The following is a 25,773-nucleotide window of genomic DNA, read 5'->3' as shown; positions in this document are numbered from 1 at the left end:
CTTATTGATGAAGCTCATAGTGCCGGAGCCCGGCTCAAACTAGCGGTAAAGGAACTCGGGCTGTCACTACGCAGCTACCAGAGGTTCCAAGGCTGAAGGTGAGGATACCCATGACAAGCGTCCCTTTGTCATTAAGGCTAAACCATGCTTTGCTCTTGATGAATCTGAGCGTCAAGAGATCCTAGATACTCTACATAAAGAGGAGTACTCATCACTTCCACCAAGTCAAGTAGTTCCAGCTTTAGCTGACAAGGGTATATATCTCGGATCAGAATCTACCTTTTATCGTATCCTTCGCGACAAGAAGCAAAACAACCACAGGGGTAGAGCTAAAAAGCAAGTAAAGCGTGGTACACCTAGTCACCTAGCGACTTGTCCGCTTGAAATTTGGGTCACAGACATCTCCTGGCTACGTGGTCCAGCTAGTGGCATCTACTACTACCTGTACTTCGTAATGGATCTATATTCAAGAAAGATAGTTGGTTACGAGGTCTACGGATGCGAATCGTCTCAGCAACTTAGCGACGTAGTAAGAAGAGCAACCCTCCTAGAGGGAGGAAGAGCTCCCAAAATATTACATAGCGACAACGGGTCTCCCATGAAGGGATCGTCCCTACTGGAGCTTTGTTACAAGATGGGGATCACCACCTCTAACTCTCGACCTTTCAATATCAGACGACAACCCTCACATCGAAGCGCTCTTTCGAACAACCAAGTACTGGCCAGGATACCCATATTCAAGGATTTGAAAGCCTAGCAGATAGTCGGATCTGGGTGGAGAAGTTTGTCAGTTACTACAACTATCACCATCGCCATAGTGCTCTAAAGTTCGTCACTCCACATGATGTCCACGAAGGTAACCACATGGAGGTACTCTCGAAGCGGGCCGAGCTCTACAAGAAGGGATAAGAGCTAAGTCCAAGGAGGTGGGTCAACTCTAAAGTGAGAGATTGGACTCCTCCTGGCGAGAACATGGACCACACCACCGCGAGATAGATCGGTCGTTAGTCAAAGTTTGATTACATAGCTCCATCAAGTATCTTCAATGACTAATTGATTTAGTTGGTAGCAGCAGCAGAAAACTGTTGGTGAAAGCGGTCAAAGATTGTTGGATTGTGTTTAAACGCTCCGCGTTTATGCACATTTCAATAATCGCTTGCGAACCGATCGGCGACGATGAAATAATCGTTGCGAGAAACCGCGAAATCAGAGAGACTAAAACGGCTCAAAATGGCCAAATGGCCATTAATCTGAAAGCAGGCAAATGCGTCAACTATCCTGACATTCACCGATTGAATTCATAGCTCAAGGATCGGTTAGCATCTTTGCAGTACACAATCTTGGTCTTCTCTGGATGAAGCTTTAGTCCAATGGACTCTAGCCTCGCTGACAGGGCTTCTTTTAGAGACTTGGCCTCTTCCAGCGATGAGCAGTGGATTACTGCGTCATCGGCGTAACGTTCGAATCTCGCATCTGGATGAGTCCTTTGCATCCACATATCGAAACCATAGTGCATAAACAGGTTCGCAAGTATCGGTGAGATGGGAGCCCCTTGAGGCGTGCCCTTCTCCCTTTGTACAGTAGTACCATCTTCTAGTTGTAGTGGTGTCTTTAGCCACCGCTCAACATAGATGAGGATCCATCTGTCACTTACGTGATGCTTTAGCGCTTTGATCATCAGATCATGGTCCACGTTATCAAAGAAAGCCTGAATATCTAGGTCTATCACCCAATCCGTTTCCCAGCATCGCTTACGGGTTACCAAAAGGGCATCTTTTGCACCCCTGTTGGGCCTAAACCCGTAGCTGTCTTGGTGAAAGAACGGTTCCAATACCTTTTCTAGGAGATTAGCGACGGCACTTTGAGCTATTCGATCCTCTATGTTGGGGACTCCAAGAACTCTTTGTTTGCCGTCGGCCTTTGGAATCGTAACAGCACGCACCGGCTTAGGGAAGTAACTCCCAGAGCTCATGCGGTTCCAGAGTTTGTACAGGTTTGACCTTTCATTGCTCTGGAACTCATCGATGCTTACTCTATCGATCCCAGGTGCCCCATGATTCGACCTCACTTTGTGCCATGCATCCATGATTAGATACTTGCTAATTACAAATGGCTTTACTTTCAATCCTTGCCTCTCCATCAGCTCATCCCCCATATGGGTTGACCTCTGGTTAGACCTAGAACTGTTCGACCCCTTTGCTCTAGTCCCATTACAGGACCTTCATAGCTACTACGAGTCGATCCGCCCCTGTGTGTCACATCGGTACTTAACCACTCGTGTTGTTTGACACTTGTGGGTTTCCCTCTCAGATACCCCGCTTTAGAGTTGATGCTCCAAGTTAGGTATCTACTATTGACGCGACAGGTTCTCCTGTTCTCAACTAGCGCCTGTGATGAACTCACGCCATCTTTACACCGGACATCGCTAGATCCACATTTAGGCCGCTCTCTAGCTTCGGGGGTTACCCTTATCCCAGGGAAGCCTTCAACCCCTGGTTTCGATGTCAAAGTCGATCTGTTTCGATGCGTCAGCAATGGTTCACTCATGTTCGTCTTTTCATCACCTACATGACTCGGTACTTCCGGGTCTTTTCCTAGATCGCTCCCCATCTTGGCTCTTAACCAAGATGACATCTAGGTTGTTTGGACTCTCCGCCTAATCGGCGAGTCCGGAGGGCCTACCTCCATCACTAGTTAAGCTTTCGAAAGGTTTTACTAGGACTTATTCCCTTTCTTTGTCAGGACGCACGAAGGCCGAAAATCGTTTTAAGATTTCTTTCTCCATTTACGAGCTTGCTCGTTCTCCTTGCGGAGACGGTCGATCTCGTCGGCCACATCCGATCCTTCACCGGCATTAGCCTTCTTTGCTCTCCGAGCGTTGTAGACCCAATTATTAAGAGTTGCCTCCGAGATACCCAACTCATTAGGCACCTGCTTAATGGATCGATTTCCAATCTCTACAAGTTTGACTGCGTCACTTTTGAAATCTGAGTCAAACTTTCTACGAGGCGTTGCCTCTTTTGGATGCAATTCTCCCATGACTACCATTCTCCTTTGATTTAGGGAGAGTCGTGTCGCGTATCGTGAGAAGGTTCAGTGGTCCTTCATTGACACTAGAAGCTGCCTCTAGACGTATTCGTTCATCTTTTACCCACCTATATAGAGCCTCTTGGGAAATAGATAGCTCACTAGCTACCTCTGGAACGTTCCTGCCGGAATCTATAACTCGATGAGCGAGCTTCGTATCTTGAATTCAAGGGTGAATTTACGCCTTGTTGCTCCCATGATGACATCCTTTCTACCAACAATCTATGTTGGCTTAACAGGTGTCCACTAAATCTGGGGAACCTCAAAATTCAATTCGCGCTTGCCGACTAACGTAGCGTACCACGGGTGTGTAAACCAATGTAAAAGAATATTTTTAAAGGTCATTAATGTAACGCGAGAATTGCGTACAATGTGACATGATAGTGTTGGTGATAAGTTATTTTCTTAAGATCGTCTGCAGTTGATCTACAGTCATGTGTTGCTCTAGTTTAAATTTCAGATCTCTAATTGTAAGTAGCTGTCTGTCAGATCGGGCGGGAAGGATGCGAAATGGAAAAGAGTTACGAGGTTAAAGAGGCTCCCAATGCAAGCGAGTTGAGGCCAAAGCGGGAAGTGTCTGAAGACACGATACGACAATTGGGACGGGTAGCCATCAAAGGAACACAAACGGATAGGAGTCACGAGATCAAAGAGGCTTCCAACGCAAGTGAGTTGAAGCAAGAGCGTGAAGTATCAGAAGAGAACTACGACGAATTGGACCTACAGCCATAAGAGGAAATAGCCTTGCTTAGGATCCATGGTAAACAATTGGCTGTCGGAAAGAAAAGAATTTAATAATTTCTGGCAGGGAAAAGTTCTCACGTTGCGCGACACGACTCTCTCCAATTCGCAGGAGAACGGTAGCCCTGGGAGAATTGCGTCCAAAAGAGGGAACGTCTCGTAGAAGGTTTGACTCGCATTTCAAAAGTGTCACTGCTCAAAAGTGACACAGTCAAACTTGTAGAGATTGGAAATCGATCCATTAGGCAGGTAGCTCTTGAGTTGGGTATCTCGGAGGCGACGCTCAATAACTGATTCAATAACGCTCGGAGAGCAAAGAAGGCTAGCGCCGGTGAAGGATAGGATGTGCTTGAGCATATCAACCGTCTCCGAAAGGGGAACGAACAGCTCAGGATGAAGAATTAAATGGAGTACCCCTGTTTTCGGTCTTCTGGATAAAGGAAAGAGACGAAGACTAGTGTCCCTAGTCATAAATTCCTTTAAATAAGGAATTAATCCCTATTTGTAGTGTTTGGAAACACCGGAGTAAATTGGCCCCAGTTCGCTTGACCAAGTGGCCCCACTCACCACATGCTTATCGCAAATAAAATTTGTACATTTGTGGCATCATCAAGTGCTCGCATCTAATTATTTCATTTGACTACACGTAAACAACCAGCACAAGAATCAGTGGACTTTACTGGTTGCCAACTAATCGACTTGCTATCTCCAAGGCGTCAACTGGCCAAAAGCACTCTGGTCGTGGGCGATGAACGCCAGGACTTCCGACTTTAGGGCGGCAGTTCAAGACGGAGTCGACCCATTGGGACGGTATCGCGTCGATACCGTAGACAGCACCCAATAGCGCTCCACAAATTGCCGCATTTGTATCTGTATCTCCACCTCGCATAACCGTATCGACGACGCCTTCTTCAAAAGTCGGGGCATTTAGTAGTTGCCATAGGGCGTTACCAAATGCAATCAAAACCCAACCTTGTTGATGGACGTAGTCAGATGGTGGTCCTTCGGTCGCTCCTTGGATTACATCCATGAGTGAAGGATCGACTACTTGTTCGTGAGCCCACTTCTTGATCTTGCGATAGAGTGTCTCGCCATCACATCCAGTTGAAATAGCATGAGCAATCGCCATTGTGAAAAGCGAGTTAGCTTGAAGGCATACTGGATTGGGATGAGTTAGAGCGGCGTCTTGCTCGGCCCATTCTCGAACTGTATCCAACGAGTGGTTAGCACCGAAAATACCCAAAGGGCTGATCCGCATCATGGCTCCGTTGGCCTGGCTGGCTGAGTTCGGATACCCTCGAAGACCAGAGGAAGTTGTCATACCGCAGTCAAAAGGATCGGAGTCTAACCAGAATTTATAGGCATTAAATGCAGCATTAGAATCATAGGTGCCACGCTCTAGCAACATCTGTGCCAAAAGAAGCGCCATCTCTGAATCATCGGTTGGCTGACCGGCAATCGTATTCCATGTGCCTCCATCAGACAATTCTCGTAAGCCATCAGGGTAGCGGCGTCTGATCTCTTCCGGCGACTGGAATTCGACCAGACTGCCTAGAGCATCTCCTGCGAGTTGACCAAGTAGACATCCCTGGGCACGATCTAATTGCATGATACTTCTCCTACGACTTTCAATAGCTGTTCCCGGATATCCTTCGCCGTTGCTCCTAAGTCAACGGTAGCAAATCGAATCTCATGGTTCTGGATTACAACGGATTCATTGAAAGAATCTCCCACGGATGGATGAAGGAGCAACCCGGATGCGTTTTCAGCGAGAGGATCGCCACTTCCTTCCTGGGATCTCAGATAGGCGTAAATCTGATATACGTAACCATTGCGTAGTGTCTCTTCGCGATACCAACCTCGCGTCACAACGGAATTGAACTTTGTGTCAATTACGATGCGGCGTTCCGTGCCTAGATGATTGAGGATGATGTCGGTTCGCATCGCGGGTAACACCTTGTCGATATCCTGGCTCCTTTTTTCAATCTGCCAGGTGTACTTTTTTCCAGCTTCGACGCGCCATCCCTGTGGAGAAAGCGTGACATCATAGAAACCCGCGATTCCTTTCTCATAGAGCTTTCTAATCCAGTGAATTTCCCTATCGGGCGACGATAGCATCTTTGCGCCAACACTCTCTGTAGGCAATGCAAGGTTCAATGCAAGATGAGCCGCAGCTACCATAGACTGATCGCCAGAGTCGTGTCTTCCGAAACGGTCGACTGAAACTTCGCTACGATTAGGTCGATCCCCGGTAACGCCCATACGTCTCAAGCTTGTTGCCAATGACCGGCATCGATGGGCCAGTGCCTTACTGACGACTATCTTCGAAACCTCCTCAAGGGCTGACCGAACGTAACGGTTTCGAGGCGTATCGATCGTCAACTCGTCGAATCGACAGGCGATCTTTCCACGATCCAATAGGCGGTGCCTCTCAGTGGTCAGCAGATCAATCCGACCTCGCACGCGGCTAAGTACGGCCTCACGCGATTGATAGCCATAACTCAAGTTTCGCTGAATTCGACGTTCAACACGCCGACACAGCAATTCAGCTACTAGATCGGCGATTTCGTCGGGATTGTCCTCTACTGCTACCTTTGCATTCTCAAGTTCTCTAAAAAGATCTGATGCATACAGCATGAGCAGCCAAAGGTTACGAACAGGGATGCGGCCTATGTAGCCAACCTCATCCTGAACATCTGTTCGCGAATCCATCGAAGCAAGTGTCAATGTCAGAATCCCTCGAGGAGGCGTTCTTTGGCCTTCTTGGAGGTTGCGGGGGAATCGAACCAATACTCATCCAGTAGCGGGCCAATCTCGGTCTCTACTACTTGACAGAACCAGGCGCTAGGGTCCTTAATACCGTTATCGCCCGTCGGAGTGACGTAACTATGTCCAACTCGATACTGAGGTCCGAGGCCAGAGTCCGCTGAGATCATTTCATTCAGCGCTGTAGTGTTGCTTTCAATTCTGTCGAGTGTTTGTGTATCAAATCCGTATCTAGTTTGAACCCAATCGCGCCATGGCTTACCGAGTTTGGGCTCTAAGTCAATGAAAGCAAAGCGGCGGCGCAAGGCCAAATCAACTAGAGCAAGTGATCTGTCGGCTATATTCATCGTGCCGATTACATAGAGATTTTTTGGGATGAAGACGCGCTCGCCATCGAACCTCCGATACGAGAGTTCGAGAGCCTCGCTAGGCGTCCTCTTATCGGCCTCAAGGAGTGTTAGCATCTCACCGAAAATCTGGGCTGGGTTGCCACGATTGACCTCTTCAATGACGACAACGTAATTAGAACCTGGATCATTTATAGCTATTTCTATCATCTCCATAAATGGGCCATCGACGAGACTGAGCTTCCCGTCTCCCATTGGCCGCCATCCTCGTATGAAATCCTCGTATGAAAGGTTTGGATGAAACTGAACAGCGCGTACCTTGTTGTCGTCGCGCTGCCCAATCAAAGCAAATGCCAATCGCCTGGCCAACCAAGTCTTTCCAGTACCTGGTGGTCCTTGAAGGATAAGATTCTTCTTTGAACTAAAGCGATCTAGGATCTGCTGAAGCTTATCTCGCCCAATGAAACATCCATCGGCCACAATATTGTCTATCGAGTAGGGAACGAGCGGGGCAGCGATGAATTCTTCTTCAGATGCGGCATTCGCTTCGTCGCCCGGCGCATCGCATTCTGACACGTTTGTGGTGTCAGAAGCCTTGCTATCTCCGTACAGCCATGCCGAAAAGGTAGGTCCGGAAATGAATGTACAGGATAGGTGTCTTCCTTGAAACGAACCTCAAGCGTTTCCAGCACCTTTAGGAAATCAGTTGCATTGCAACGACGCTTGGGGCCATTAAGATCAATGTGAATATTGAGCTTCTTTTCAATGTAAAGACGAGACTGAACCTTCTCACGATACGCGACACTGTTCTCCCTAATTAGAAGGGGAATGGTAGCCATGGGGGAATTGCATCCAAAAGAGGTAATGCCTCGTAGAAAGTTTGACTCAGATTTCAAAAGTGACGCAGTCAAACTTGCGGAGATCTAAATATAGTTCCATTAAGCAGGTGGTTAATGAGTTGGGTATCTCAGAGCCGACTCTCAATAACTGGGTCTATAACGCTCGGAGATCAAAGAAGGCTTCCGGTAAGACTACACCAGACCACATTGAAGAGAACATTCGTCTCCGCACGGAAAACGAGCAAGCTCGTAAATAGAGAAAGACTGAGCGACTCCGTTTTCGGCCTTCTGGATAAAGGAAACAGACGAGAGCTACGGTGCTTCTATCATCGATATTCGAAAAGGCCGACTTTCCAATCAATGTGCCCTGTGGAGTCTTATCTGTGTCACGTTTACGCCTATTACCGCTTGTCGGTGGGGAGAAAGTACCTCTATGAGCTAAATAGCGCTCGTGAGAATCTCAAAGAGAATCTCCTTGAAGCCTTTACAGCTAACCGTAGGATCTACGGAGCACCGAGATTGACTCACGAGCTCAGAGATAGCGGTATCGATGTTTCAAGAGCCACCGTTAGTCGCCTGATGGCAGAGCTTTCCATCAGTGGGGCTTGCGGAAGAGCTAAGACGATCACGACCAGGCCAGATAAGCAAGCCAGGAAGAGCGCTGATCTTTCCACTATCTCTGAACTTCTCCGTCGATGCACCCGACTAGTTGTGGGTAAGTGACCTGACCTACATCGGTACCAGGGAGGGTTGGTTGTATCTGATGCGCATTATGGATGCATGCTCAAGGCGAATCCTTGAATACTCAATGAGTGATTCAATGGACACCCAGATCTTCATCGACTGCCTCGATAAAGCACGATCTACCAGGGGAAAGGTATTGATGTCAGATACCATTTATCACTCTGACTATGGATCACAGTACACGAGTAGCGAGTTGAGGGAGATGCTACGACTCTCTAAGTTCTCCCATTCAATGGGGACCGTTGGGGACCGTTGGGGACTCGTATGACAGCGCTATGGCTGAGGCGCTATGGGTCTCTTTGAAGAAAGAGCCCGTGTATAGAGCAGCTTTCGACACCAGAGAAGGAGGCGAGACTCGAAATCTTTGACTGGATCCAATGGTACAACCGGAAGAGGAGACATTCAAGTATTGGAGACATTTCACCAATTGAGATTGAGCAATATCTGATGCTGGAAGCTGCATAGCGGAGCTCTGGTGGCGTCATTGGTATTTACGGACGAGTAGCAGTAGCAGTAGCAAACTACTGTTAGCAATAGTCGTCTATGCCCAAATTGTCCTACGATTGGCTCATAAAGCGATCACAAACGACAGGAAGAATGATTTCGAAGACAGCAGTTCTTTGAAATCCTCTGGACTTTACCGAAAATTGGTGAGTTTTTCATCAATTAACTTTGAAAAGTCAGCTATGTTGAAAGCGGCATTGTTAAGCAGAGTTCGGTGTCGCGTTTGGTGCGTAATTCCAAGGTATCACAAACGATCAAATACTTCACATAATGCAGTCAAATTCGGCTCTATGATAATATTGCCTGAGCCTTTGAGAGTAATTGAAATCTCTTCTCAGAGACTATTCAGTCAGATGTCGATAGATATGAGGAGGATTAAACCTATTGACGGATTATCGTCTCGACCTCGGTAGCTCGCTTAAAGTTTTAGACAAAAAGAAGTTGAAGTGGCGATTACCTGAGGATGATGTTGCAAAAAAAGTCTTGATCCCTGCCCTACGCGTTGCCAAAAATTTTGACTGCATGGTTGGCTTTTTTGGCGGTGAGGCCTTAAAGCAACTCGCACCAGGACTTGCGTCCTTTATTTCTCGAAGCGGGAATCCGATGAGACTTCTGGTAAGCCCAATTCTCACCGAAAATGATTTGGCCAAAATTCGAGAGGGCATCGAAGATCCTGATAAAGTGCTATTCAGCGCATTTGGAAGGTCAATAAGCGACGAGTTTTCGCTGTCCAGTGCATTAGCCAGACACACTCTTCAATGCTTGGCGTATCTAATAGCTGCTAGACGTCTTGAAATCAAGATCGTGGACGTTAATGGCGGCCTATTCCACCCTAAGGAATGGATTATCCGCGACAAACAAGACACTATCGTTCTCTCAGGTTCCGCTAACTTTACTGGGAAAGCAATAATGAGAAACATTGAATCACTAAACCTTCAACGTAGCTGGCGTGACGAAGACAATTTCGAGATCTGTAGAGATTCCGTCGAGGAATTCGAAAGGTTGTGGAACAATCAAAAGCTCAGCTCTAGAACGATCGATTTACCCGAGGCAGTTTCTACGAATTTGATAAAAACATACTCGGGGAACTTCGTACCGTCCGAAGAGGAGTACTATGCAGCCGAGAGTCGAGAGTCGAGAGTCGGAAGAGGATTACCTGACTTATAAACCAAGCGAATTTAGAATCCCAGCATTTTTCAACGTATTCGAAGGGCAATATGAGCACCAGGGAAGAGCCGTAAAAAGTTGGGAAGATAATGGGAACAAAGGCATCCTTGCGATGGCGACAGGTTCCGGTAAAACAATAAGCGCACTTGTCGCAGCCCACCGCCTGTTAAAGAATGTTGGTCAGCTTATTATCGTCATATCCGTTCCAACGCGCCCATTAGTTACTCAGTGGAAAACAGAATGTCAAGAATTTGGATTGAATCCGATAGCTGGTCCGGAAATTCCGAAATCAAAGCGATTGAAACTTGTGCAAAACGCAATTGATAACGTCGAATTCAACGTTACAGACGTCGAAACTATCATCACTACAAACGATGGGATTATGGATGCTGACTTTCAAAGAATTTTATCTAGCACCACCAGGAACATACTTTTTATAGCTGACGAAGTACACAACTTAGGTGGTAACCGAAAATTCATCTCGGATCCACCAAATTGGGGAACTGCTCGGCTTGGCCTCTCAGCGACTCCAGTTCGTCAGTACGACGAAGATGGAACTCAAAGTCTGATCGAGTACTTTGGAGACGTAGTCTTTGAATTCAGTCTCGATGAAGCAATTGGAGTGTGTCTAGTACCATATGACTACTACCTCCATAGCGTGAACTTGAGTTTTGAGGAATGTGAAAGGTATGCGGCACTTAGCGAAAAAATAAGGCGTAAAGTAGCGAGAGCTGGAGGTGAAGTCGATAGGCCAGACTCCAGCCTAACAGTCCTACTCAATCAGCGCAGACTCGTTCTTGAAACAGCGACGTCCAAAATAAATTTACTATCTGAACTGATTGACGGGATTGGCCCGGAAAACATCAAACGGTCGCTCTTTTACACTACCGACAAAGATCCAAAGCAGCTCGAACTTGTAAATAGCCTTCTTACGCAACGAGGAATTCGTTGGCATCAAATCACAGAGGAAGAAACGAGCAACGGTCATTTGCTGGCTCGAGTGATGACAAGTTTTTCCGACGGTACAGTAGGAGCACTTACCGCGAAACGGGTTCTTGATGAAGGTTTAAATGTGCCTCAAATTGACACTGCTTTTATACTTGCAAGTACCACCATCGAAAAACAATGGATTCAACGTCGCGGTCGGGTACTAAGACCGTCTAAATCCACCGGAAAAACGCACGCGACTATTCACGATTTCCTAGTACTTCCACCACCTGAATATGGCTTCGATGACGAAACAAGGAACTTGGTCAAGTCAGAATTAGTAAGATGCGAAGAGTTTGCGAGATTATCGCGTAATCGTGCATCTTTTGGTGGCCCATATGCAATTATTAACGAAGTGCGCTTCCGCTATCTCGTTGAAAATTAAGGAAAGGTTCCTTCGATGGCAGTTGATCAACGAAAGTTAATCACCGTAATGAAACAGTCGGTTAGTGACATCGACTTGCGATACCCCGGTTACCACAAAGATCTATTCGATTTTGTGGCCCAGATTGTGTTTCTCGAACGCGAGCACGAACAGAGAGCAACGCAAATCAAAAATAAAGTAGGAGATAAGGTATCGGCCTTGGGCCAGGTTATCTACAAGAAATCGAAAGACTTATGATACAGATTCATGCCGCACATTTTCATAACTTTAGGCTTCTACGTGACGTCAAGGTCACCTTTTCGAGGGATCCGAATAAGCCACTGACAGTAATACGGGCCGAAAACGATACTGGCAAAACGACGCTTTTGACGGGCCTCACCTGGGCGCTGTTCGGTGACAAAGCGTTGCCCGGAGATAAGAGATCTTCATTCAGACTCCACCCGATTGATTGGGATAGAACCCAAAGTTCAACGGTCAAAACACGAGTTGAAGTTACGTTCGCAGCTGTCGATGAAGAAAGCGGTGAGGAAGTAGTTTACGAAATCGAAAGAAGCAGCTCTGAGAGCCTCATAGATGAAGACAATTACGAAGTCGGACCAACGAACGTCGCTCTTTTGCGCCATACGCCACAAGGAGTTGAACCAGTCGATAACACATCGGCGATTCTTGAGTCACTACTTCCTTCGAGTCTGAAGGATATTTTTTTTATTGATGGCGACCGTGCGTTGGCTTTCATTGAAGCCACCGACCTTGAACGTGTAAAACGAGATCGCGTTGGAAAGGCTGTGCGCGCCTTACTTGGACTCGACTTGCTAGACAAAGCTTCCGGACACGTTCAAATCGTCCGTCAGGAAATAGTTGGAAACATCAAGAAACTCGGCGCCGGAACCGAAATTGAAAGACTCTTGGAACGCTATGAAAAATTAGAAAGCACGAAGCAAGAGCTTCTCGATAAAGAATCTAGCATTTTGAGTGACTTGGAGGCAACGGATCAAAGGTGGCGCGCTGCGCGTCAAAACCTTGATGAGGCGTTGCTCGCTGGTGCTCAAAATCACAAAAAATTAAAATATGATCTTGAAAGGTCCGAAAGTAATTTAGAGTCTGCTCGAAAAGACGAGATCGAGAAGTATCAGCGACATAGAAACTTGATTGGCTTCTCGCGAATGCTTTTCGAATTAGCTCCCAAGCATATTCAAACTGCGGCACAAATTCTGGGTGACCTTGAATCCAAGAAAGTTATACCGAATGTTTTGCCGACGGTCATAGAAGATTCGTTAAAGTCTGGTTTTTGTATCTGTGGCACTGAACTTTCGGTGGGTTCAAAACAAAGAGCCGTACTCGAACGGCTTCATGAAGAAACACACCAACTTGATGAACCAAAAGAACGATTACGCGAATTGAACGAAAGTGCGAAGCGAATTTTTAGATCAAGTAGTAACGATGATTCAGCCATTGGATCTCTTCGTTCATCATACTCAAGTATCTTAGAAACAAAAAAACGGCAGACGGAACTTGAGTCAGAAGTAGGGGATCTACGTGCTCGCATACGTGGAATGGGAGAATTCAACCTTACCGAACTCGAAAGGACGTTGGCGCAGGAAGAAAAGGAGAAGAACCGACTGCGATTTGAGGCAGGCAAGAACGATCAAGAGTTGAAGGAAGTAATAAAACAACTAAGTTCGATAGAGCGTGAAAGAACTGAGCTCGAACGTAAGGTTGCGAAATTGACGGGAGAGAGATCAAAAGAGGCTGCCGCCGTCGATATTCTTGGAGTTCTAACTGCGACTACTGAGTATCTCAAAGGTGAAACGATAGATCAGATTAGCGACAAGATGAACGAGATTTTCCTCTCTATGATCGTGGCTGACACCGATTCTGGCGCGGTGATACGTAAAGCAGTCCTCACTCGCGACAACGACATCGAGGTTTTTGGTCCAGGCAATAGAAGACTCGAACCAGATACAGATCTAAATGGAGCCTCCAGACGAGCCCTCACTTTGGCATTTATACTCGCTTTGGTCGAAGTAAGCGGTTACCGGGCGCCCAACATCATTGATACGCCACTAGGCATGATGGGCACCGAGGTAAGGCAAGCCGTTGTGAGATACGCTGCCACGCACGCAAGTCAGTTGATAATGTTTCTTACAGGTTCCGAAATCGTTGGAGTTGAAGATCTCCTAGACCAGTATGCGGGCGAATCAATTACGTTCACGAATTCCGCACACTTTCCCACGAAATTAGTCAACGATCCACGCACCGGACGCATGGAGACACTGGTTTGTCGCTGCAACCACAGACAGCGCTGCGAACTATGCAAACGGAGAGTCGGTAGCTTGGATTTTGGAGATAACTAAATTGGTCAGTTCGTCACGTGATTACAATCCTTTTTCAAATATCGATCTTCACATACCGGCGGCGTTTCTGGAAGATGTGAGGCGTTACGCGGCATCACAGAGTGGTGAAGGCGAAGGCTCTCAAGGGATCCTACCCTTTAGGAGATATGTAGACCTATGGACCCTAGCGATCGCTATTGGTGCGGCTGAAAACAATTTCATGACTCTTTCTAGTTCAGATCAACACCGCTTTATTCAAGGTTCAGTTTTGCAAGGTGATGTATCTCGAATAGAGTTCCTTCAGCTCATTGCAATTGCACATGCTGAAGATCCATACGTAATATCAGATCCGCGGCGAGTTATTGAGATTGCCGATGGGTACGCTGCCGGAGGCATTCAAATTTTATTAGATTGGCTCATTAGTGGAACTTTTACACCTATTCAAAGTCTGACAAAGAACTTGCTTGTATATAGCGACGAAAAAACAAGATCGCAGTAAGCATTTTTTAAGTTTGCATTCATGCACTTTGGCTTCGATTAGATGATGAGAATGGAGAATTTGGCTCTGGAATTGAAAGCACGACCGACATTTGGAGGCTTTCACGAAAGGCGGCGCTGGAACAACGTAGATTTTCACCGTTGATTCAATGTTGCTTCGACAATAGAGTTGACAATGCCTTTGACATCCCCGAACGGTTCAAGCCCATGGAATCCAAACCGTAATGTCGAAAAAGACTCGTCCCTAGTTTTACCGATGGCTTGCAAAACGTGTGACGGCTCAATACTTCCCGAACTGCATGCGGAACCTGAAGATGCGGCAACTTTATCGCTAAGTGCACCAAGTAGTAGGCTAGCATCTAGGTTTGAGAACGAGATACTTGAGGTTCCTACGTGACGATTACCTAAGTTACCATTAACTTGAATATCTTTGAATTCCTTCAACATAAAGAATTCAAATTCATCCCTCCGAGTACGTGCAACGTTTCGAACTTCGATTCCATCTTCGCACTGAGATAATGAAATCGCCTCAGTAAGGCCAACAATCAACTCGGTAGGTATGGTTCCGGGACGCAATCCCTGCTGCTGTCCACCGCCATAAGTAAGGGGTTCTATGGTGCTGTGATGATCTTGCCTGAGATACAAAAATCCGATTCCCTTCGGCCCATAGGCTTTATGTGCAGAAAAAGTAGCCGCGTCACAAAGATCACCGACGTTTCCCAAGTCCATCGTCGCCGGTGCCTGAGATGCGTCGACATGCAAAAATCCCCCATACTTTCTAACAATTTCTGAAATCGCACCTAAATCCTGTATCGTTCCAATCTCGTTATTAACGAGAATTACCGAAACAAGTGGTCTTCGCCTTGAACAAATTGTTTCAAAGTATTCGAGATCCAATCCGCCTTGACCATCCACCCTTAATTGTTCTAACGGTATTCCATCTCGGACACTCCTACGTCTTGCGGGTTCCAGAACCGATGGATGTTCTATTTGTGAAATTAGTAGTTGTTCGAATGGTGTCGAAACACGTTTCATGAACCCTAACAAAAATAGGTTGTTTGCTTCAGTAGCTCCTGACGTAAAAATAATTTCGTCCTCAAACGAACCCGTAAGTTCAGCTAGAATCGAGCGACAACGTTCGACTCGCTGATTCGCCACCCATCCAAAGGCATTTTCAGTTGCCGATGGATTACCATAGCTCGAGAGAGCCACTTCTCTCATAGCCTCAAGAACTCTCGGATGTATTGGAGTAGATGCATTCGCATCGAGATAGTCGATAGCTGCAAGCCTGTTATTCAAGGTAAAAATCTTCATAGTAAGCCGCTACCTAAAACTTTCGGTGTAAATTACAGTAATGAGATTCTACTGGACGAAGCGTCCAGTCGGAAAAGGATGCTAACAAAGTTGACAAATTCTCAAAAAATAGTCCTCAGCGGACACGAGACATTTCCCTTGCGATTCCTTTGGCTAAAGAGGGCGATTGACTCGATTGACGGACACAACGACGATTCGAAAGAGGTATTTACTGACGTAGACGCAATCTCAAGGTTCGGGGTTGGCAAAAACATGGTTGCATCAATTCGGCATTGGGCAATAATCTCCAAGGTTATCACGGCGGAGGCCTCGGGTTACTCAATAACTCCTTTCGGCAGATTAGTGTTTGGAGGTGAAGGGATTGATCCCTTTTTCGAATTCGAAGTGACGCCCCTTCTTGTCCATTGGAACATAGTAAGTAACCCATCTATTTTCGCGTGGCACCACGCTTTTAGCTCATTTCCTGACAACGAGTTTGGCCGCGATGATATTAGCAATTGGATAATTTCCAAACTAACGTCACTGGCTGCCTCGAAAATCTCATCAAATACCGTCAAGAAAGACGTGGCATGTTTCATTCGAACATACGCGCTTTCATCAGCACCCTCTGAGTCCGACAGCGAAGCCTACGAATCACCTCTAACTACGATCGGTTTCATTGTGCAGTATGGCAAACGCGATGGATTCAGGTTTATAGTCAAACAAGCTTCAGAAATTCCCCTAGGAGCATTCATGTTTGCCCTAGTTGACTACTGGCGGAATAGCGAGAGGTTTTCAAACAGTAACACCATCCCACTTGTTTCGATCAAGAGTGACCCTAAATCCGTTGGCCGTCTCTTTCGAATTTCACCTATTGGAGTTGAAGAGTTGGCGGTAAGACTCGCTAACGATTATTCCGAACTATTCGGAGTCGTGCTAACGGGTGGCATGTCGCACATATCGATCAAAAGGTCAATCCATGAACTATCGCTGGAAACTATCGTAAAGGAAGCCTATGAGCTCTCGGCCTAGAAAGAAGGTTTCGCTAAGCAACAACTATTTATCTCAAAGAATCGATTTTCGCAGTGCCTCTGTTTCAACACAAGCGCTGCACGGATCCGAGACGTTTTATATAGTTACGTCTAAAATTTTGAAAACTAAAGGAGCATTCTCGCTAACTGGAGCTCTCGGCACTGGAAAATCAGCCTATCTGGTAAGTTTGCTCAACTTTTTAGAGGATCCATCGAGCACCTTACCGCGCGGTCTAAAAAGTTCCTACAAAAACGAACTAAAGAGGCTCAAGAATGAAATTTCAGACTCTTTTGAGATAATCACAATCATCTGCGATGGCACTCCGATATCATCAGCACTTCTGCAAGAATTGTCAATTCTCACATCGTCTAATCTCAATTTCGACCAAGATGATCAAGATCTAAAGGCCCGACTCTTAGATGCGATGGTCTCATCACGAAAAAGTATCGTAATTGCACTCGACGAGTTTGGACGATTTCTCGAAGGTTGCGCGAACTTACCCAACGAACTCGCCCTGATACAAGACTTAGCCGAAATAGCTGCTCGCGCGGGCGGAAAACTTACCGTTGTTACCGCGCTACACCAAGCAGTAGGTCACTACGTCAGAAATTATTCCGGGGAAGCCGAGCTTGAATTTCAGAAGCTTCAGGGACGTTTTACCGACATTCCCTTCAATTATTCAACTGCGGAATATCTCGAGCTCATTGCTTCAGCAAATGCACATGTGTTGTCCGGTGAATCATCATCTCACGATGGAAGATCCGCCTCCGTAGCTGCAAAAATTATCGACATACCTTTACCGGATACCGAAACCCTACTCAAAAAATTACCGAGGTTTGAACCACTGTGCCTCGTAAGTCTTATTTTGGTGGCTCAGAGTGAGATCGGTCAAAACCTTAGAACTGTCACATTGCTTGTAGGCCAAGCATTCGAAAAGAGCCGCGAAGCAGGAAGACAGTTCTTCTTACCAGATCTTTATGATCTCATAGGGAAATCTTTACGGTCACAACTGGTTAATTCCCGGCTAAGTACAGAATTTGCTCTATCTGAGGATTCTTTAGAAACACTCCGACAGAAAGGGGGGAGCGAACTCGAAACCTTAGTACTCAAGTCAATTTCAATCTTGCAACTCTTTGGAGCATCCGTTTCACTTTTCCCTTCACCAGAGGTAGTAGCAATTTCCTTGGCGCAGGACGAAAAGGATGTAAACGAAGCGCTAGAGTCGCTACGAAACGCCGGCATCGTAAATTACAAGAAGTTTTCAAACTCTTATACCCTGTGGGATCGAAGCGACTTCGATTTAGAACAGAGATTGGTCGAAGCTAGGGCATCCAACATACCGCTAGACATTGCGTTCGACGCGGTGAACAAGTTGAATATACCTGTACTTGCGTCGCGACACCTTTATGAAACCGGAAATCAGCGTTGGTTTAAAACTCAGGTTACCTGCATGGAGTCTTTCGAGGACGCGGTTCACAAAACGGAAGATACAACGTTTGGAACGCTCTACGTTCTGATAATGCAAGGTAATAGTTATCTCGCAGATGCTCCATCGAAAGCAATTAGAAAATCGAAATCTAACTCAAGTCAGCTGTCCCTAAATCACAGCAAAACCTACCATGCCTCGCAAATTCAGAACACTGTAGTTGAGGCAAAGAGAGTTGATTTTGCGGTTACGGCTCTCGAAGATGACGAACTCTTAGACGCACTTTATGATTTCGCGGCCTTGATGGAGATTGAGAAGACGAGTGCTGAACTAGCATACGATCGCGTAGCTCGACGAGTATTTCGAGAACGAATTCTGGAATTGGAATCTAAATTTAAAGTTGCCATGGCGCGGCATCTCCGAAACGCCGAATGGACAACAAAAACAAGCCGATCGGAGGGCTTTGTTAAAGTAAGGGGCTCTCTGCGAACTATTGCCTCTTCAATTGCGGATTACGCCTATGGCTCCGCTCCCTTGATCAAAAATGAACTTATTAATCGAAACAACATCTCCTCTTCAGCGGTTGCAGCTAGAAACATTTTGTGTCGACGAATCTTCACATCTGGCGGAAAACAAAGGTTAGGCATCGAGGGGTATCCGGCGGAAGGTGGCCTGTACGACTCAGTAATTCATCCTTCTGCCGTTCACTTAAAGCCTAAAGGGCAGGAGTTGGGGAATAACTTTTCGATCGGACCAAACGATCCGTCCAATCTAACGCCAGCATTCAATCACGCGATTTCGATAATCAGAGCCTCCGACACGTCAAGTCCGATCGGCATCCAGATAATTTACGACGAATGGAAACGAATTCCCTTTGGAATTAGCGAGGGCCTATTGCCATTATTGATGTGCTTGTTCATAGCAGCAAACACAGACAAAGTTATCTTTTATCGAGATGGAATTTTCAGACCCAATGTAGACGACGTTGAAATCGATTATCTATTGAAGGACCCTAAATCCATATCCGTTCGTTGGCACGAATCGCTACCGATCGAAACTAATCTCCGCGAAGTCTATAGAACGATTATTAACGCGCTAAGTACAGAACTAAGCCCAAACGCTTCTTTGCTTGCAGTAGCCCGTCATTATGTCGCATTTTTCGATTCACTTCCCAAATGGGTCTCTCGGACCATGAAATTAAGCCGCGATGCCATTGCCATAAGGAATGCCCTAAAAAGGGCAAATAACCCAATTGAACTTTTAAACTTCGACTTGCCACGCGCGCTTACTGGCAATCTACCAACTTCTCGAAATTTCAATTTGGCTCAATTCAAAGATGCACTTATAAGCGGCTTGCTAGAACTCCAAGACGCTTTTGAAACTCAATTGCAAGGATTCTCAAAGTTGATAGAGTCACGTCTAATACAAGGCGCATTCGAACAGACCACACTTAGATGTGACGGGATTGCTGGGTTAAGTGGCGACATGCGTTTCGAATCGTTACTAAATAACCTTCGCAACTATGACGGGTCATTTGAAACTTCCGTAAAGGTCTTGCAAAGTGTCATTGGCAAGCCCGTAGACAACATAACAGATGCTGACTTCGAAATTGCCAATCTGAAAATTCTCGAAGAGATTGAACGCTTTAAGCATCTTGAGGTTTTTAGCAAATATCGTGACCTAAGTACAACGCGATCGTCAATTGCAATTGCCATAGGTCCTAACGAAAGGGGCGTGGCTGAACTGTTCACGTTCGAACCGTCGAATTCCGAATTGGAGATCGTTCACCAAGTTAGAGACCTTTTATCGAACTTCATCAATGAACTCGACATGAACAAAGACGTCATAACTCTGGCACTGATTGAAACCATTAAAAAACTCGCATAACACATCGAGATGAAAACAGAAGGGGAGTACTGTGGTGAAAGAAAAGCATGTTCTCGGAATCTCCGGTGGAAAAGATAGCTCAGCCTTGGCTGTCTACATGAAGGTAGCACGCCCAGAAATAGTAGTTGAATATTTCTTTACGGATACGGGAAAGGAACTGCCGGAAGTTTACGAATATCTCGACCGCCTGGAAGGATTCCTCGGAAAACCTATCACCCGACTTAACCCCGACCGAGACTTTGATTTCTGGCTTCGACAGTACAACACCTTTTTACCGTCGGCTAACACACGATGGTGCACTCGCCAACTAAAGCTAAGACCCTTTGAAAGTTGGATAAAAGGATTTGTCAAAGATGGATATCGAGTCTTTAGCTACGTCGCAATTCGCGCAGACGAAGAATCGCGAAGTGGTTATCGATCACCCGATCCAAATATTGAGGTCATCTTTCCATTCAGAGAAGACGGAATTGATAAGGAAGGTGTATTCGAACTCCTAGATAACGTCGGACTTGGACTTCCTTCTTACTACGACTGGAGGAGTAGGAGTGGGTGTACATTCTGTTTTTTCCAGCAAAAAATAGAGTGGGTTGGCCTCCTTGAGACACATCCCGAAGCTTACGATGAAGCTATCAGTTATGAAAAGACCGCAATTGAACACGGATCTCCTTTTACTTGGAGTCAGGGCGAATCTTTGATTGAACTCAGGAGGCCGGAACGAGTCGAACAGATCAAAAGAGATCATGAACGTAGGGTTGAAAGAAGGAGAAAGGTAATCGAATCACCGCTACGATCAAACCAATTGGTCGATATCGACGAACTATATGGATCATCAAAGCCATGCGTTGTATGCCACAAGTAGGCGATCAAAAAAGGTTCATTACCTGTAGAAGTTCAATATCGAAGAATCGCTGAGTGGGAAGTTTCAAGTGGTCTGGGCAACCAGCTGAGCAAATTTCTCCACCGGTTTGAGAAATCCTAAGGCCCTTCTCGGTCGATCATTTACGCTTTCTTGGATATGTTTCAGATCCGCACCGGACAACTTGGAGAGATCTGCGCTCTTAGGCATGTCTTGGCGAGGAAGTCCATTGGTGCTATCGTTCAATCTGGGCGGTTTCAAGTAGACCCTCTCTGCCAAGATTGTTGTCACCCTAGCTTGATTTTTGTTTATAAGAGGGCGAAGATGGAATTGACATGAAAAGGTAGCCTGCGGAACTAAAGCAAAAAGTAGTTGCAGCTCTATTTGAGCTCGACAATTCAGGAGATACTACACCTGGTGCCATCGCCAAGATTGCAAGGGATAACGGTATAAATGCAAACGTTTCTCTACCAGTGGAACTCAGAGCGCAAGATTAGTGCAAGTTCAGCCAGCGATAAGATCAACAAGATCAAAGCTGTTGTTGACACAGCCGCTATGAATGAACACGAACTCGGTTCATGGTTGAGAGCAAACGGAGTTCTAGCAGAAGACGCAGCCCCTACGGCGAAATACCTTAGAGTCAGCCTTTGAAAATAAGAGTGCTGCTAATAGGGCTCACCAGGTAGCCCTTGATAAAGAGCGTAAAGCAAGAAGTTAAAATTGAAGCTGAACTAGCTAGAGCGGAAAAGGCATTAGCAGAAGCTTGAAGCTCTATTGGTTCTTCAAAAAAAAAGTACAAGAGACAGAGCTTGTTATGATCCACGGGGGAAGAAGGGGACACCTAGTCTCTCCCCTCTGGATCTAGATCACAACGGTCGAGCTCAAGCCGTAGTTCTCATCAATGAAGCAATAGACGCAGGTGCTAGATGTTACAAAGCCTATGAAGTGCTCAAGATATCCACTCGTACGTTTCGGAGATGGGAATCTGGTACTACAGATCGCCGGCGAGGAGCTGTACACAAACGTCGCTCTAATGCACTATCGGAGGAGGAAAGAGAAAAGATCATTGAAGTGTGTACTTCGAGGCAGTATTCATCTCTTACCCGTGGGTAGATTGTGCCTAAGCTCGCTGATCAGGGCAGATACATTGCATCTGAGAGGACCTTCTATCGAGTACTAAAGGATAACAATCTCAACAAGCACACGAGCAGGACGAAGCCGCCGAAGAAGAGAGCAAGACCAGTGCACACAGCGAGGAAACCAGGTGACATCTGGACCCTAGATATTACTTGGCTAAATACCCTCAGTATCAACCCCCGCTTGGACAACTCGTTGAACGTAATTTAGTGAGGGCGGGAAAGTTGACAATGAAAGATGCAAACAACCAAAGCCGCACCTGACGGATCCTACGATGGTTCCATGGAGAACCGAAAAGAAACTTCTCCCGAGATCGAGCTTCCACCCAAGGCCACCAGGCGGATAATCCCGCCGAGCTACAAGGCAAGGATCCACGAGGAGTACGATTCCTTGGACACCAAGGGCAAAGGTGCTCTACTGAGACGGGAAGGTTTATACACCTCCCACATCTCGAGCTGGCGCAAGGCATTCGGCGCTAACGCCGATGCATCACTTGCCAAGGCACTCCGGACCAAGGCCCAAGCCGGAGAACTCCAAGATCAAATCCCTTGAGAAGGAGAACCAGCGCCTCGCCAAAGAGCTTGAGCGGGCGAGGCGGGTGATTGAAGTCCAAGGTAAAACTAATCGCGCACATACCAAGAGCTCTCTCTAACGAGCGCCGTGACGACGGACATGTAAAACTCCCTACCTATGGCCATTGAGGATCCCTACGTGCGGACACGAAAAGTCCCTACGCGTGGACACAGAAAAATCCCTCGGCGTGGACACGTTCTCCCGGCACCGCAAGACCAAAGATCTCCCTTGGAGGTTAACTCAATACTGCGAATGCATTGACGCCCCAAGAGAGACAAGAGATCTTCGAGGTTTGTGACTCGGAGCGATTCTGTGACGTCTCCCCACGCGAGATCTACGCCACGCTGCTTGACGAGGGCGTCTATTTGGCGTCGATTCCGACCTTCTACCTAAATTCTGGCCGACAACGATCAGGTCAAAGAACGTAAGAAGCATCGCCAAGCATCCCCCGCGGACCAAGCCCGAGCTGGTGGCATGCGCCCCGAACCAAACCTGGAGCTGGGACATCACCAAGCTCAAGGGACCGTCCAAGGGAAGCTACTTCCATCTCTACGTCATCTTGGACATCTATTCGCGCTTTAGCGTTGGATACAGGGTCGAAGCCACAGAGAGCGCAGAACTAGCCAGCGAACTCATCGATGAAGTAGTCACCAGCCAAGGAGTTGATCGGATGGACCTAACCATCCACGCTCACAACGGGGCCTCGATGGCATCTAAGTCGGTGGCTACGCTTCTATTAGGATCTCGGGGTTACCAAGACCCACTCCCGGCCCCATACGTTGAACGATAACCCCTACTTAGAAGCGTAAGTTCAAGACCCTCAAGTACCGGCCGGACTTCCCGGAGTGCTTCGCATCGGTTGCCGAGACACGGGTGTTCGTTTCGAAGTTCTCCCACTGGTACCACTTCGAGCACCGTCACAGCGGGATCGGATTGATGACACCGGCCGATGTTCACAACGGCTATGGCGGAGTCATCACCAACGCTCGCGCCAACGTCTTTTCTCGGGCCTATCGCGATCACCCCGAACGTTTCGTGAACAAGATACCCGAACCACCCAAGCTCGCCAAGTCGGTATGGATCAATCGCCCCGAGGAACTCGGCCTTACCGGGTAGAAGATCAACGGAAGAATGTTTATTTATGGGTAGCGGCACCCGCTTTAGGGCTTTGTGGTCGAAGCTCGCGCCGTTGTGGATAACGCTTTACGCCTTATCCATCGATGCGCGGGCGGTTCGCGAAGCGAATCGTCCCCAATGTCCCCAACCCCAGAAGAGGAGTCACCTATAAGCCATTAAACTCGGTTGAAATTTGTCCAAAGTCCGTTGATACGTTCCGGAGGACCAGCTAGAGGTATTTATTAATACGCCTATGTCATTATCGACCTTTATTCGAGGAAGATAGTTGGGTGGGAGATATACGAATCTGAAACCTCTGAGCTGCTAAAGAAAGTCGTAAAGCGAGCAATAACTCGAGAGAATATGGCTCCAAAGGTTATCCATGGTGACAATGGCTCACCTATGATGTGTTGGTTGCTAGTTGAGTATATATATGAGCTATATGTAAATATATCGAGGTCAAGACCTCGGGTGTCAAATGATAATGCTCACATTCAATCGCTTTTCAAGACCGTCAAGTACTTTCCAACTTATCCATATGGAGGATTTGCAACCATCGATGCTGCACGTAAGTGGATGAGTGACTTCGTTGATCACTACAACAACGATAACCAGCAATCTGCCATCAAGTTTGTAACTCCTCAGCAGGCTTACAGCGGCGTACACATAGAGATACTTGCTCAGCGGCGCGAGATCTACGATGGAGCTCGCAAATGTATGCCAGGACGGTGGTTCCCGGGTAGGTGCAGAGACTGGAATCCAGTATCAGAGGTGTCGATTATTCTGACGAATAAGTCGGTGGGAGATGAAGCAAAAGGGGGCAAAGGAAGGTAGCTTAGATTGTGCGAAGGCGACAACTTCCTTGGTAGGCTCCGGTTGCTCACACGATAGTTCTTTCAACACTAAAACACACAGGCAAAGAGTAACGTGGTTTTAGGTTTGGAACTACATTCCAGCAAAAGTTGTAAGTTATAGTCGTGTTGTACGTTAGGGCGGAATTGGAGATATTTCCTCAAATTGAAGTCGTAAGAGTTGGTCCATGGATAGCTTCATCTGTTGAATTAGCAACTTTTGAAGAGATACCTTTTACCCCACAAAACAGAATCTACGGCGAGGAAATCAATCTCGTCGGCGCTGTACTCCTCGATGGTCGTGGAAGATTTTTCTTCACAGATGAAACGTACACCAAAATTGCGATAGTCAGTAGCGCGCCAATAATTTGGTTCGATCAATATTACATACTTATCAAGTTTCGTAAGTTTCGCCTCCACCGAGACCAGATTGGAGCTAATCTTTAGTAGAACAGATGTTCGATAAAGGAGGCATGGTGGATATCTCAGGCTTTATGGTACGCTTCGCTTCAGAGGAAGCATGTGAAGATCATTTGATCAAATTGCGGTGGAAAGAGGGATTTAGATGCCCAAAGTGTGACTCTGACCAGTTTACCTTAATCAGGCCAAACCATCGAAGAAATGCAGCATCTCGAGCTCCACTTTTTCAATGTAAATCTTGTCACCGTCAAACTAGCGTTACCTCCGGAACCATCTTCCATCGAAGCCATATCTCTTTATCCAAGTGGTTCTCCGCTATCTATCTATTGTCCAACGACAAGCGTGGTCTTTCGGCTACTACCATTGCTAAATTCGTTCAAGTATCTTATTCGACTGGCTGGTTGATGCTAAATAAGCTACGAAAAGCAATGGCTGACCGAAATGGTTTATATAAACTTGGAGAAAACGCCTGAGTAGATGAGTTCTTTTTAGGTGGTGAGAGCCATGGCGAAGGCAGAAGAGGAAAGGGAACAAAACAAACCAATGTCCTAATTGGAGTGTCGATTAGCAATGGTGCTCCTACTCATTGCTTCATGGAAGTAATCAAAGATACCACTGCTAAATCATTCAAAGATGTTTTTGTGAGACGTTTAGATTCCGATACCAAGCTGATAAGTGATGGTAACCCAAGTTACGGGGTATGTGCTCGAGACCTTGGACTAGCGCATTCGATCACTCTATCCAAAGACGAACAAGCACATGTAACATTCAAATGGCTCAACAT

The 25,773-nt window shown here is 46.6% G+C and carries 30 protein-coding genes and 1 pseudogene; 23 read left to right on the top strand and 8 right to left on the bottom strand.

All coding sequences use genetic code 11. The features are described from left to right. The first annotated feature begins 130 nt into the window (after window positions 1–130). Window positions 131–757, top strand: a complete 627-nt coding sequence (locus AXFE_RS21610) for a DDE-type integrase/transposase/recombinase (RefSeq protein ID WP_082058793.1) — start codon at window positions 131–133, stop codon at window positions 755–757. A gap of 17 nt (window positions 758–774) precedes the next feature. Next, window positions 775–909, top strand: a complete 135-nt coding sequence (locus tag AXFE_RS18640; RefSeq protein ID WP_160291693.1) for a transposase — start codon at window positions 775–777, stop codon at window positions 907–909. A 376-nt stretch (window positions 910–1,285) separates the two neighbouring features. On the opposite strand, the gene ltrA is transcribed toward AXFE_RS18640, so the two are convergent. From ltrA to AXFE_RS21605, 3 genes are all read right to left on the bottom strand, one after another. Beyond that, on the bottom strand, window positions 1,286–2,140 hold the full coding sequence (gene ltrA / locus AXFE_RS14570; protein ID WP_160291884.1) for a group II intron reverse transcriptase/maturase: 855 nt from the start codon (window positions 2,138–2,140) through the stop codon (window positions 1,286–1,288). Window positions 2,141–2,766: 626 nt separating this feature from the next. After that, a complete protein-coding gene (locus AXFE_RS14565; protein WP_052606682.1) occupies window positions 2,767–3,039 on the bottom strand; it encodes a transposase in 273 nt (90 codons plus the stop codon). Beyond that, window positions 3,002–3,253: a transposase gene (locus AXFE_RS21605; protein ID WP_152626123.1), complete on the bottom strand. Its 252-nt coding sequence runs from the start codon at window positions 3,251–3,253 to the stop codon at window positions 3,002–3,004. Before AXFE_RS21605 ends, AXFE_RS14565 begins: the two co-directional genes overlap by 38 nt. A gap of 344 nt (window positions 3,254–3,597) precedes the next feature. Between AXFE_RS21605 and AXFE_RS14560 the strand changes: the two genes are divergently transcribed. Beyond that, the gene (locus AXFE_RS14560; protein ID WP_052606681.1) at window positions 3,598–3,819 is read left to right on the top strand and encodes a hypothetical protein; all 222 of its coding nucleotides are present in this window, start codon (window positions 3,598–3,600) and stop codon (window positions 3,817–3,819) included. A gap of 198 nt (window positions 3,820–4,017) precedes the next feature. Here the strand turns inward: AXFE_RS14560 and AXFE_RS19500 are convergent, their stop codons facing one another. The 4 genes from AXFE_RS19500 to AXFE_RS14545 all read right to left on the bottom strand — a co-directional run bounded on the left by AXFE_RS19500 (window position 4,018) and on the right by AXFE_RS14545 (window position 7,517). Further along, complete coding sequence (locus AXFE_RS19500) at window positions 4,018–4,299, bottom strand: hypothetical protein (protein ID WP_152626122.1); 282 nt, start codon at window positions 4,297–4,299, stop codon at window positions 4,018–4,020. A gap of 205 nt (window positions 4,300–4,504) precedes the next feature. After that, window positions 4,505–5,437 carry an ADP-ribosylglycohydrolase family protein gene (locus AXFE_RS14555; protein ID WP_052606680.1) on the bottom strand — a complete coding sequence of 311 codons (933 nt, stop codon included), beginning with the start codon at window positions 5,435–5,437 and terminating at the stop codon, window positions 4,505–4,507. Beyond that, complete coding sequence (mcrC, locus tag AXFE_RS14550) at window positions 5,428–6,540, bottom strand: 5-methylcytosine-specific restriction endonuclease system specificity protein McrC (RefSeq protein ID WP_052606685.1); 1,113 nt, start codon at window positions 6,538–6,540, stop codon at window positions 5,428–5,430. The genes AXFE_RS14555 and mcrC overlap by 10 nt, the downstream gene beginning before the upstream one ends. Window positions 6,541–6,557: 17 nt before the next feature. Then, entirely contained in the window at window positions 6,558–7,517 is a 960-nt protein-coding gene (locus tag AXFE_RS14545) for an AAA family ATPase (protein WP_200891300.1), read from the bottom strand. A gap of 632 nt (window positions 7,518–8,149) precedes the next feature. Here AXFE_RS14545 and AXFE_RS20110 point away from each other — a divergent pair. The 8 genes from AXFE_RS20110 to AXFE_RS14510 all read left to right on the top strand — a co-directional run bounded on the left by AXFE_RS20110 (window position 8,150) and on the right by AXFE_RS14510 (window position 14,399). After that, on the top strand, window positions 8,150–8,503 hold the full coding sequence (locus AXFE_RS20110; RefSeq protein ID WP_160291883.1) for an IS3 family transposase: 354 nt from the start codon (window positions 8,150–8,152) through the stop codon (window positions 8,501–8,503). Window positions 8,504–8,543: 40 nt separating this feature from the next. After that, window positions 8,544–8,792, top strand: coding sequence for a DDE-type integrase/transposase/recombinase (locus tag AXFE_RS14535; RefSeq protein WP_052606678.1), 249 nt, complete (start codon window positions 8,544–8,546; stop codon window positions 8,790–8,792). Between the two features lie 50 nt (window positions 8,793–8,842). Then, on the top strand, window positions 8,843–8,989 hold the full coding sequence (locus AXFE_RS21600) for an IS3 family transposase (RefSeq protein WP_082058794.1): 147 nt from the start codon (window positions 8,843–8,845) through the stop codon (window positions 8,987–8,989). A 423-nt stretch (window positions 8,990–9,412) separates the two neighbouring features. Next, a complete protein-coding gene (locus AXFE_RS14530; RefSeq protein ID WP_052606677.1) occupies window positions 9,413–10,195 on the top strand; it encodes a phospholipase D-like domain-containing protein in 783 nt (260 codons plus the stop codon). Then, complete coding sequence (locus tag AXFE_RS14525; RefSeq protein WP_052606676.1) at window positions 10,143–11,567, top strand: DEAD/DEAH box helicase; 1,425 nt, start codon at window positions 10,143–10,145, stop codon at window positions 11,565–11,567. Before AXFE_RS14530 ends, AXFE_RS14525 begins: the two co-directional genes overlap by 53 nt. 15 nt (window positions 11,568–11,582) lie before the next feature. After that, window positions 11,583–11,804, top strand: a complete 222-nt coding sequence (locus AXFE_RS14520; RefSeq protein WP_052606675.1) for a hypothetical protein — start codon at window positions 11,583–11,585, stop codon at window positions 11,802–11,804. Next, complete coding sequence (locus AXFE_RS14515; RefSeq protein WP_052606674.1) at window positions 11,801–13,921, top strand: AAA family ATPase; 2,121 nt, start codon at window positions 11,801–11,803, stop codon at window positions 13,919–13,921. The genes AXFE_RS14520 and AXFE_RS14515 overlap by 4 nt, the downstream gene beginning before the upstream one ends. Window position 13,922: 1 nt before the next feature. Further along, on the top strand, window positions 13,923–14,399 hold the full coding sequence (locus AXFE_RS14510; RefSeq protein WP_052606673.1) for a hypothetical protein: 477 nt from the start codon (window positions 13,923–13,925) through the stop codon (window positions 14,397–14,399). A 134-nt stretch (window positions 14,400–14,533) separates the two neighbouring features. Here AXFE_RS14510 and AXFE_RS14505 read toward each other — a convergent pair whose 3' ends face one another. Then, window positions 14,534–15,712: a cysteine desulfurase family protein gene (locus AXFE_RS14505; protein WP_052606672.1), complete on the bottom strand. Its 1,179-nt coding sequence runs from the start codon at window positions 15,710–15,712 to the stop codon at window positions 14,534–14,536. Window positions 15,713–15,802: 90 nt separating this feature from the next. On the opposite strand from AXFE_RS14505, the gene AXFE_RS14500 reads away from it, so the two are divergent. The 12 genes and pseudogenes from AXFE_RS14500 to AXFE_RS19490 all read left to right on the top strand — a co-directional run. Beyond that, entirely contained in the window at window positions 15,803–16,723 is a 921-nt protein-coding gene (locus AXFE_RS14500; protein ID WP_052606671.1) for a DUF4007 family protein, read from the top strand. 118 nt (window positions 16,724–16,841) lie between these two features. Next, window positions 16,842–20,036 carry an AAA family ATPase gene (locus tag AXFE_RS14495; protein WP_152626121.1) on the top strand — a complete coding sequence of 1,065 codons (3,195 nt, stop codon included), beginning with the start codon at window positions 16,842–16,844 and terminating at the stop codon, window positions 20,034–20,036. A 34-nt stretch (window positions 20,037–20,070) separates the two neighbouring features. Next, window positions 20,071–20,895: a phosphoadenosine phosphosulfate reductase family protein gene (locus tag AXFE_RS14490; RefSeq protein WP_052606684.1), complete on the top strand. Its 825-nt coding sequence runs from the start codon at window positions 20,071–20,073 to the stop codon at window positions 20,893–20,895. Window positions 20,896–21,345: 450 nt separating this feature from the next. Continuing rightward, on the top strand, window positions 21,346–21,543 hold the full coding sequence (locus AXFE_RS14480; RefSeq protein ID WP_052606668.1) for a hypothetical protein: 198 nt from the start codon (window positions 21,346–21,348) through the stop codon (window positions 21,541–21,543). A 123-nt stretch (window positions 21,544–21,666) separates the two neighbouring features. After that, a complete protein-coding gene (locus AXFE_RS19495; protein WP_152626120.1) occupies window positions 21,667–22,005 on the top strand; it encodes a hypothetical protein in 339 nt (112 codons plus the stop codon). Window positions 22,006–22,266: 261 nt separating this feature from the next. After that, window positions 22,267–22,581 (top strand): hypothetical protein, encoded by a 315-nt coding sequence (locus tag AXFE_RS14470; RefSeq protein WP_052606666.1) that lies wholly within the window; start codon window positions 22,267–22,269, stop codon window positions 22,579–22,581. Between the two features lie 278 nt (window positions 22,582–22,859). Then, window positions 22,860–23,030, top strand: coding sequence for a hypothetical protein (locus AXFE_RS20105; protein WP_160291882.1), 171 nt, complete (start codon window positions 22,860–22,862; stop codon window positions 23,028–23,030). Between the two features lie 41 nt (window positions 23,031–23,071). After that, the gene (locus tag AXFE_RS18625) at window positions 23,072–23,392 is read left to right on the top strand and encodes a DDE-type integrase/transposase/recombinase (RefSeq protein WP_160291881.1); all 321 of its coding nucleotides are present in this window, start codon (window positions 23,072–23,074) and stop codon (window positions 23,390–23,392) included. Window positions 23,393–23,538: 146 nt separating this feature from the next. Beyond that, on the top strand, window positions 23,539–23,718 hold the full coding sequence (locus AXFE_RS14460) for a hypothetical protein (protein ID WP_052606664.1): 180 nt from the start codon (window positions 23,539–23,541) through the stop codon (window positions 23,716–23,718). A 258-nt stretch (window positions 23,719–23,976) separates the two neighbouring features. Continuing rightward, entirely contained in the window at window positions 23,977–24,552 is a 576-nt protein-coding gene (locus AXFE_RS21085; RefSeq protein ID WP_082058787.1) for a DDE-type integrase/transposase/recombinase, read from the top strand. 143 nt (window positions 24,553–24,695) lie between these two features. Next, window positions 24,696–25,016, top strand: a complete 321-nt coding sequence (locus tag AXFE_RS14450; RefSeq protein WP_152626119.1) for a hypothetical protein — start codon at window positions 24,696–24,698, stop codon at window positions 25,014–25,016. A 29-nt stretch (window positions 25,017–25,045) separates the two neighbouring features. Continuing rightward, window positions 25,046–25,773, top strand: a pseudogene (locus tag AXFE_RS19490) (IS1595-like element ISAxf1 family transposase); the annotation flags it as partial.

This window comes from Acidithrix ferrooxidans, assembly GCF_000949295.1.
Taxonomy (GTDB): domain Bacteria; phylum Actinomycetota; class Acidimicrobiia; order Acidimicrobiales; family Acidimicrobiaceae; genus Acidithrix; species Acidithrix ferrooxidans.
This window is presented reverse-complemented; position numbering and strand designations above follow the sequence as displayed.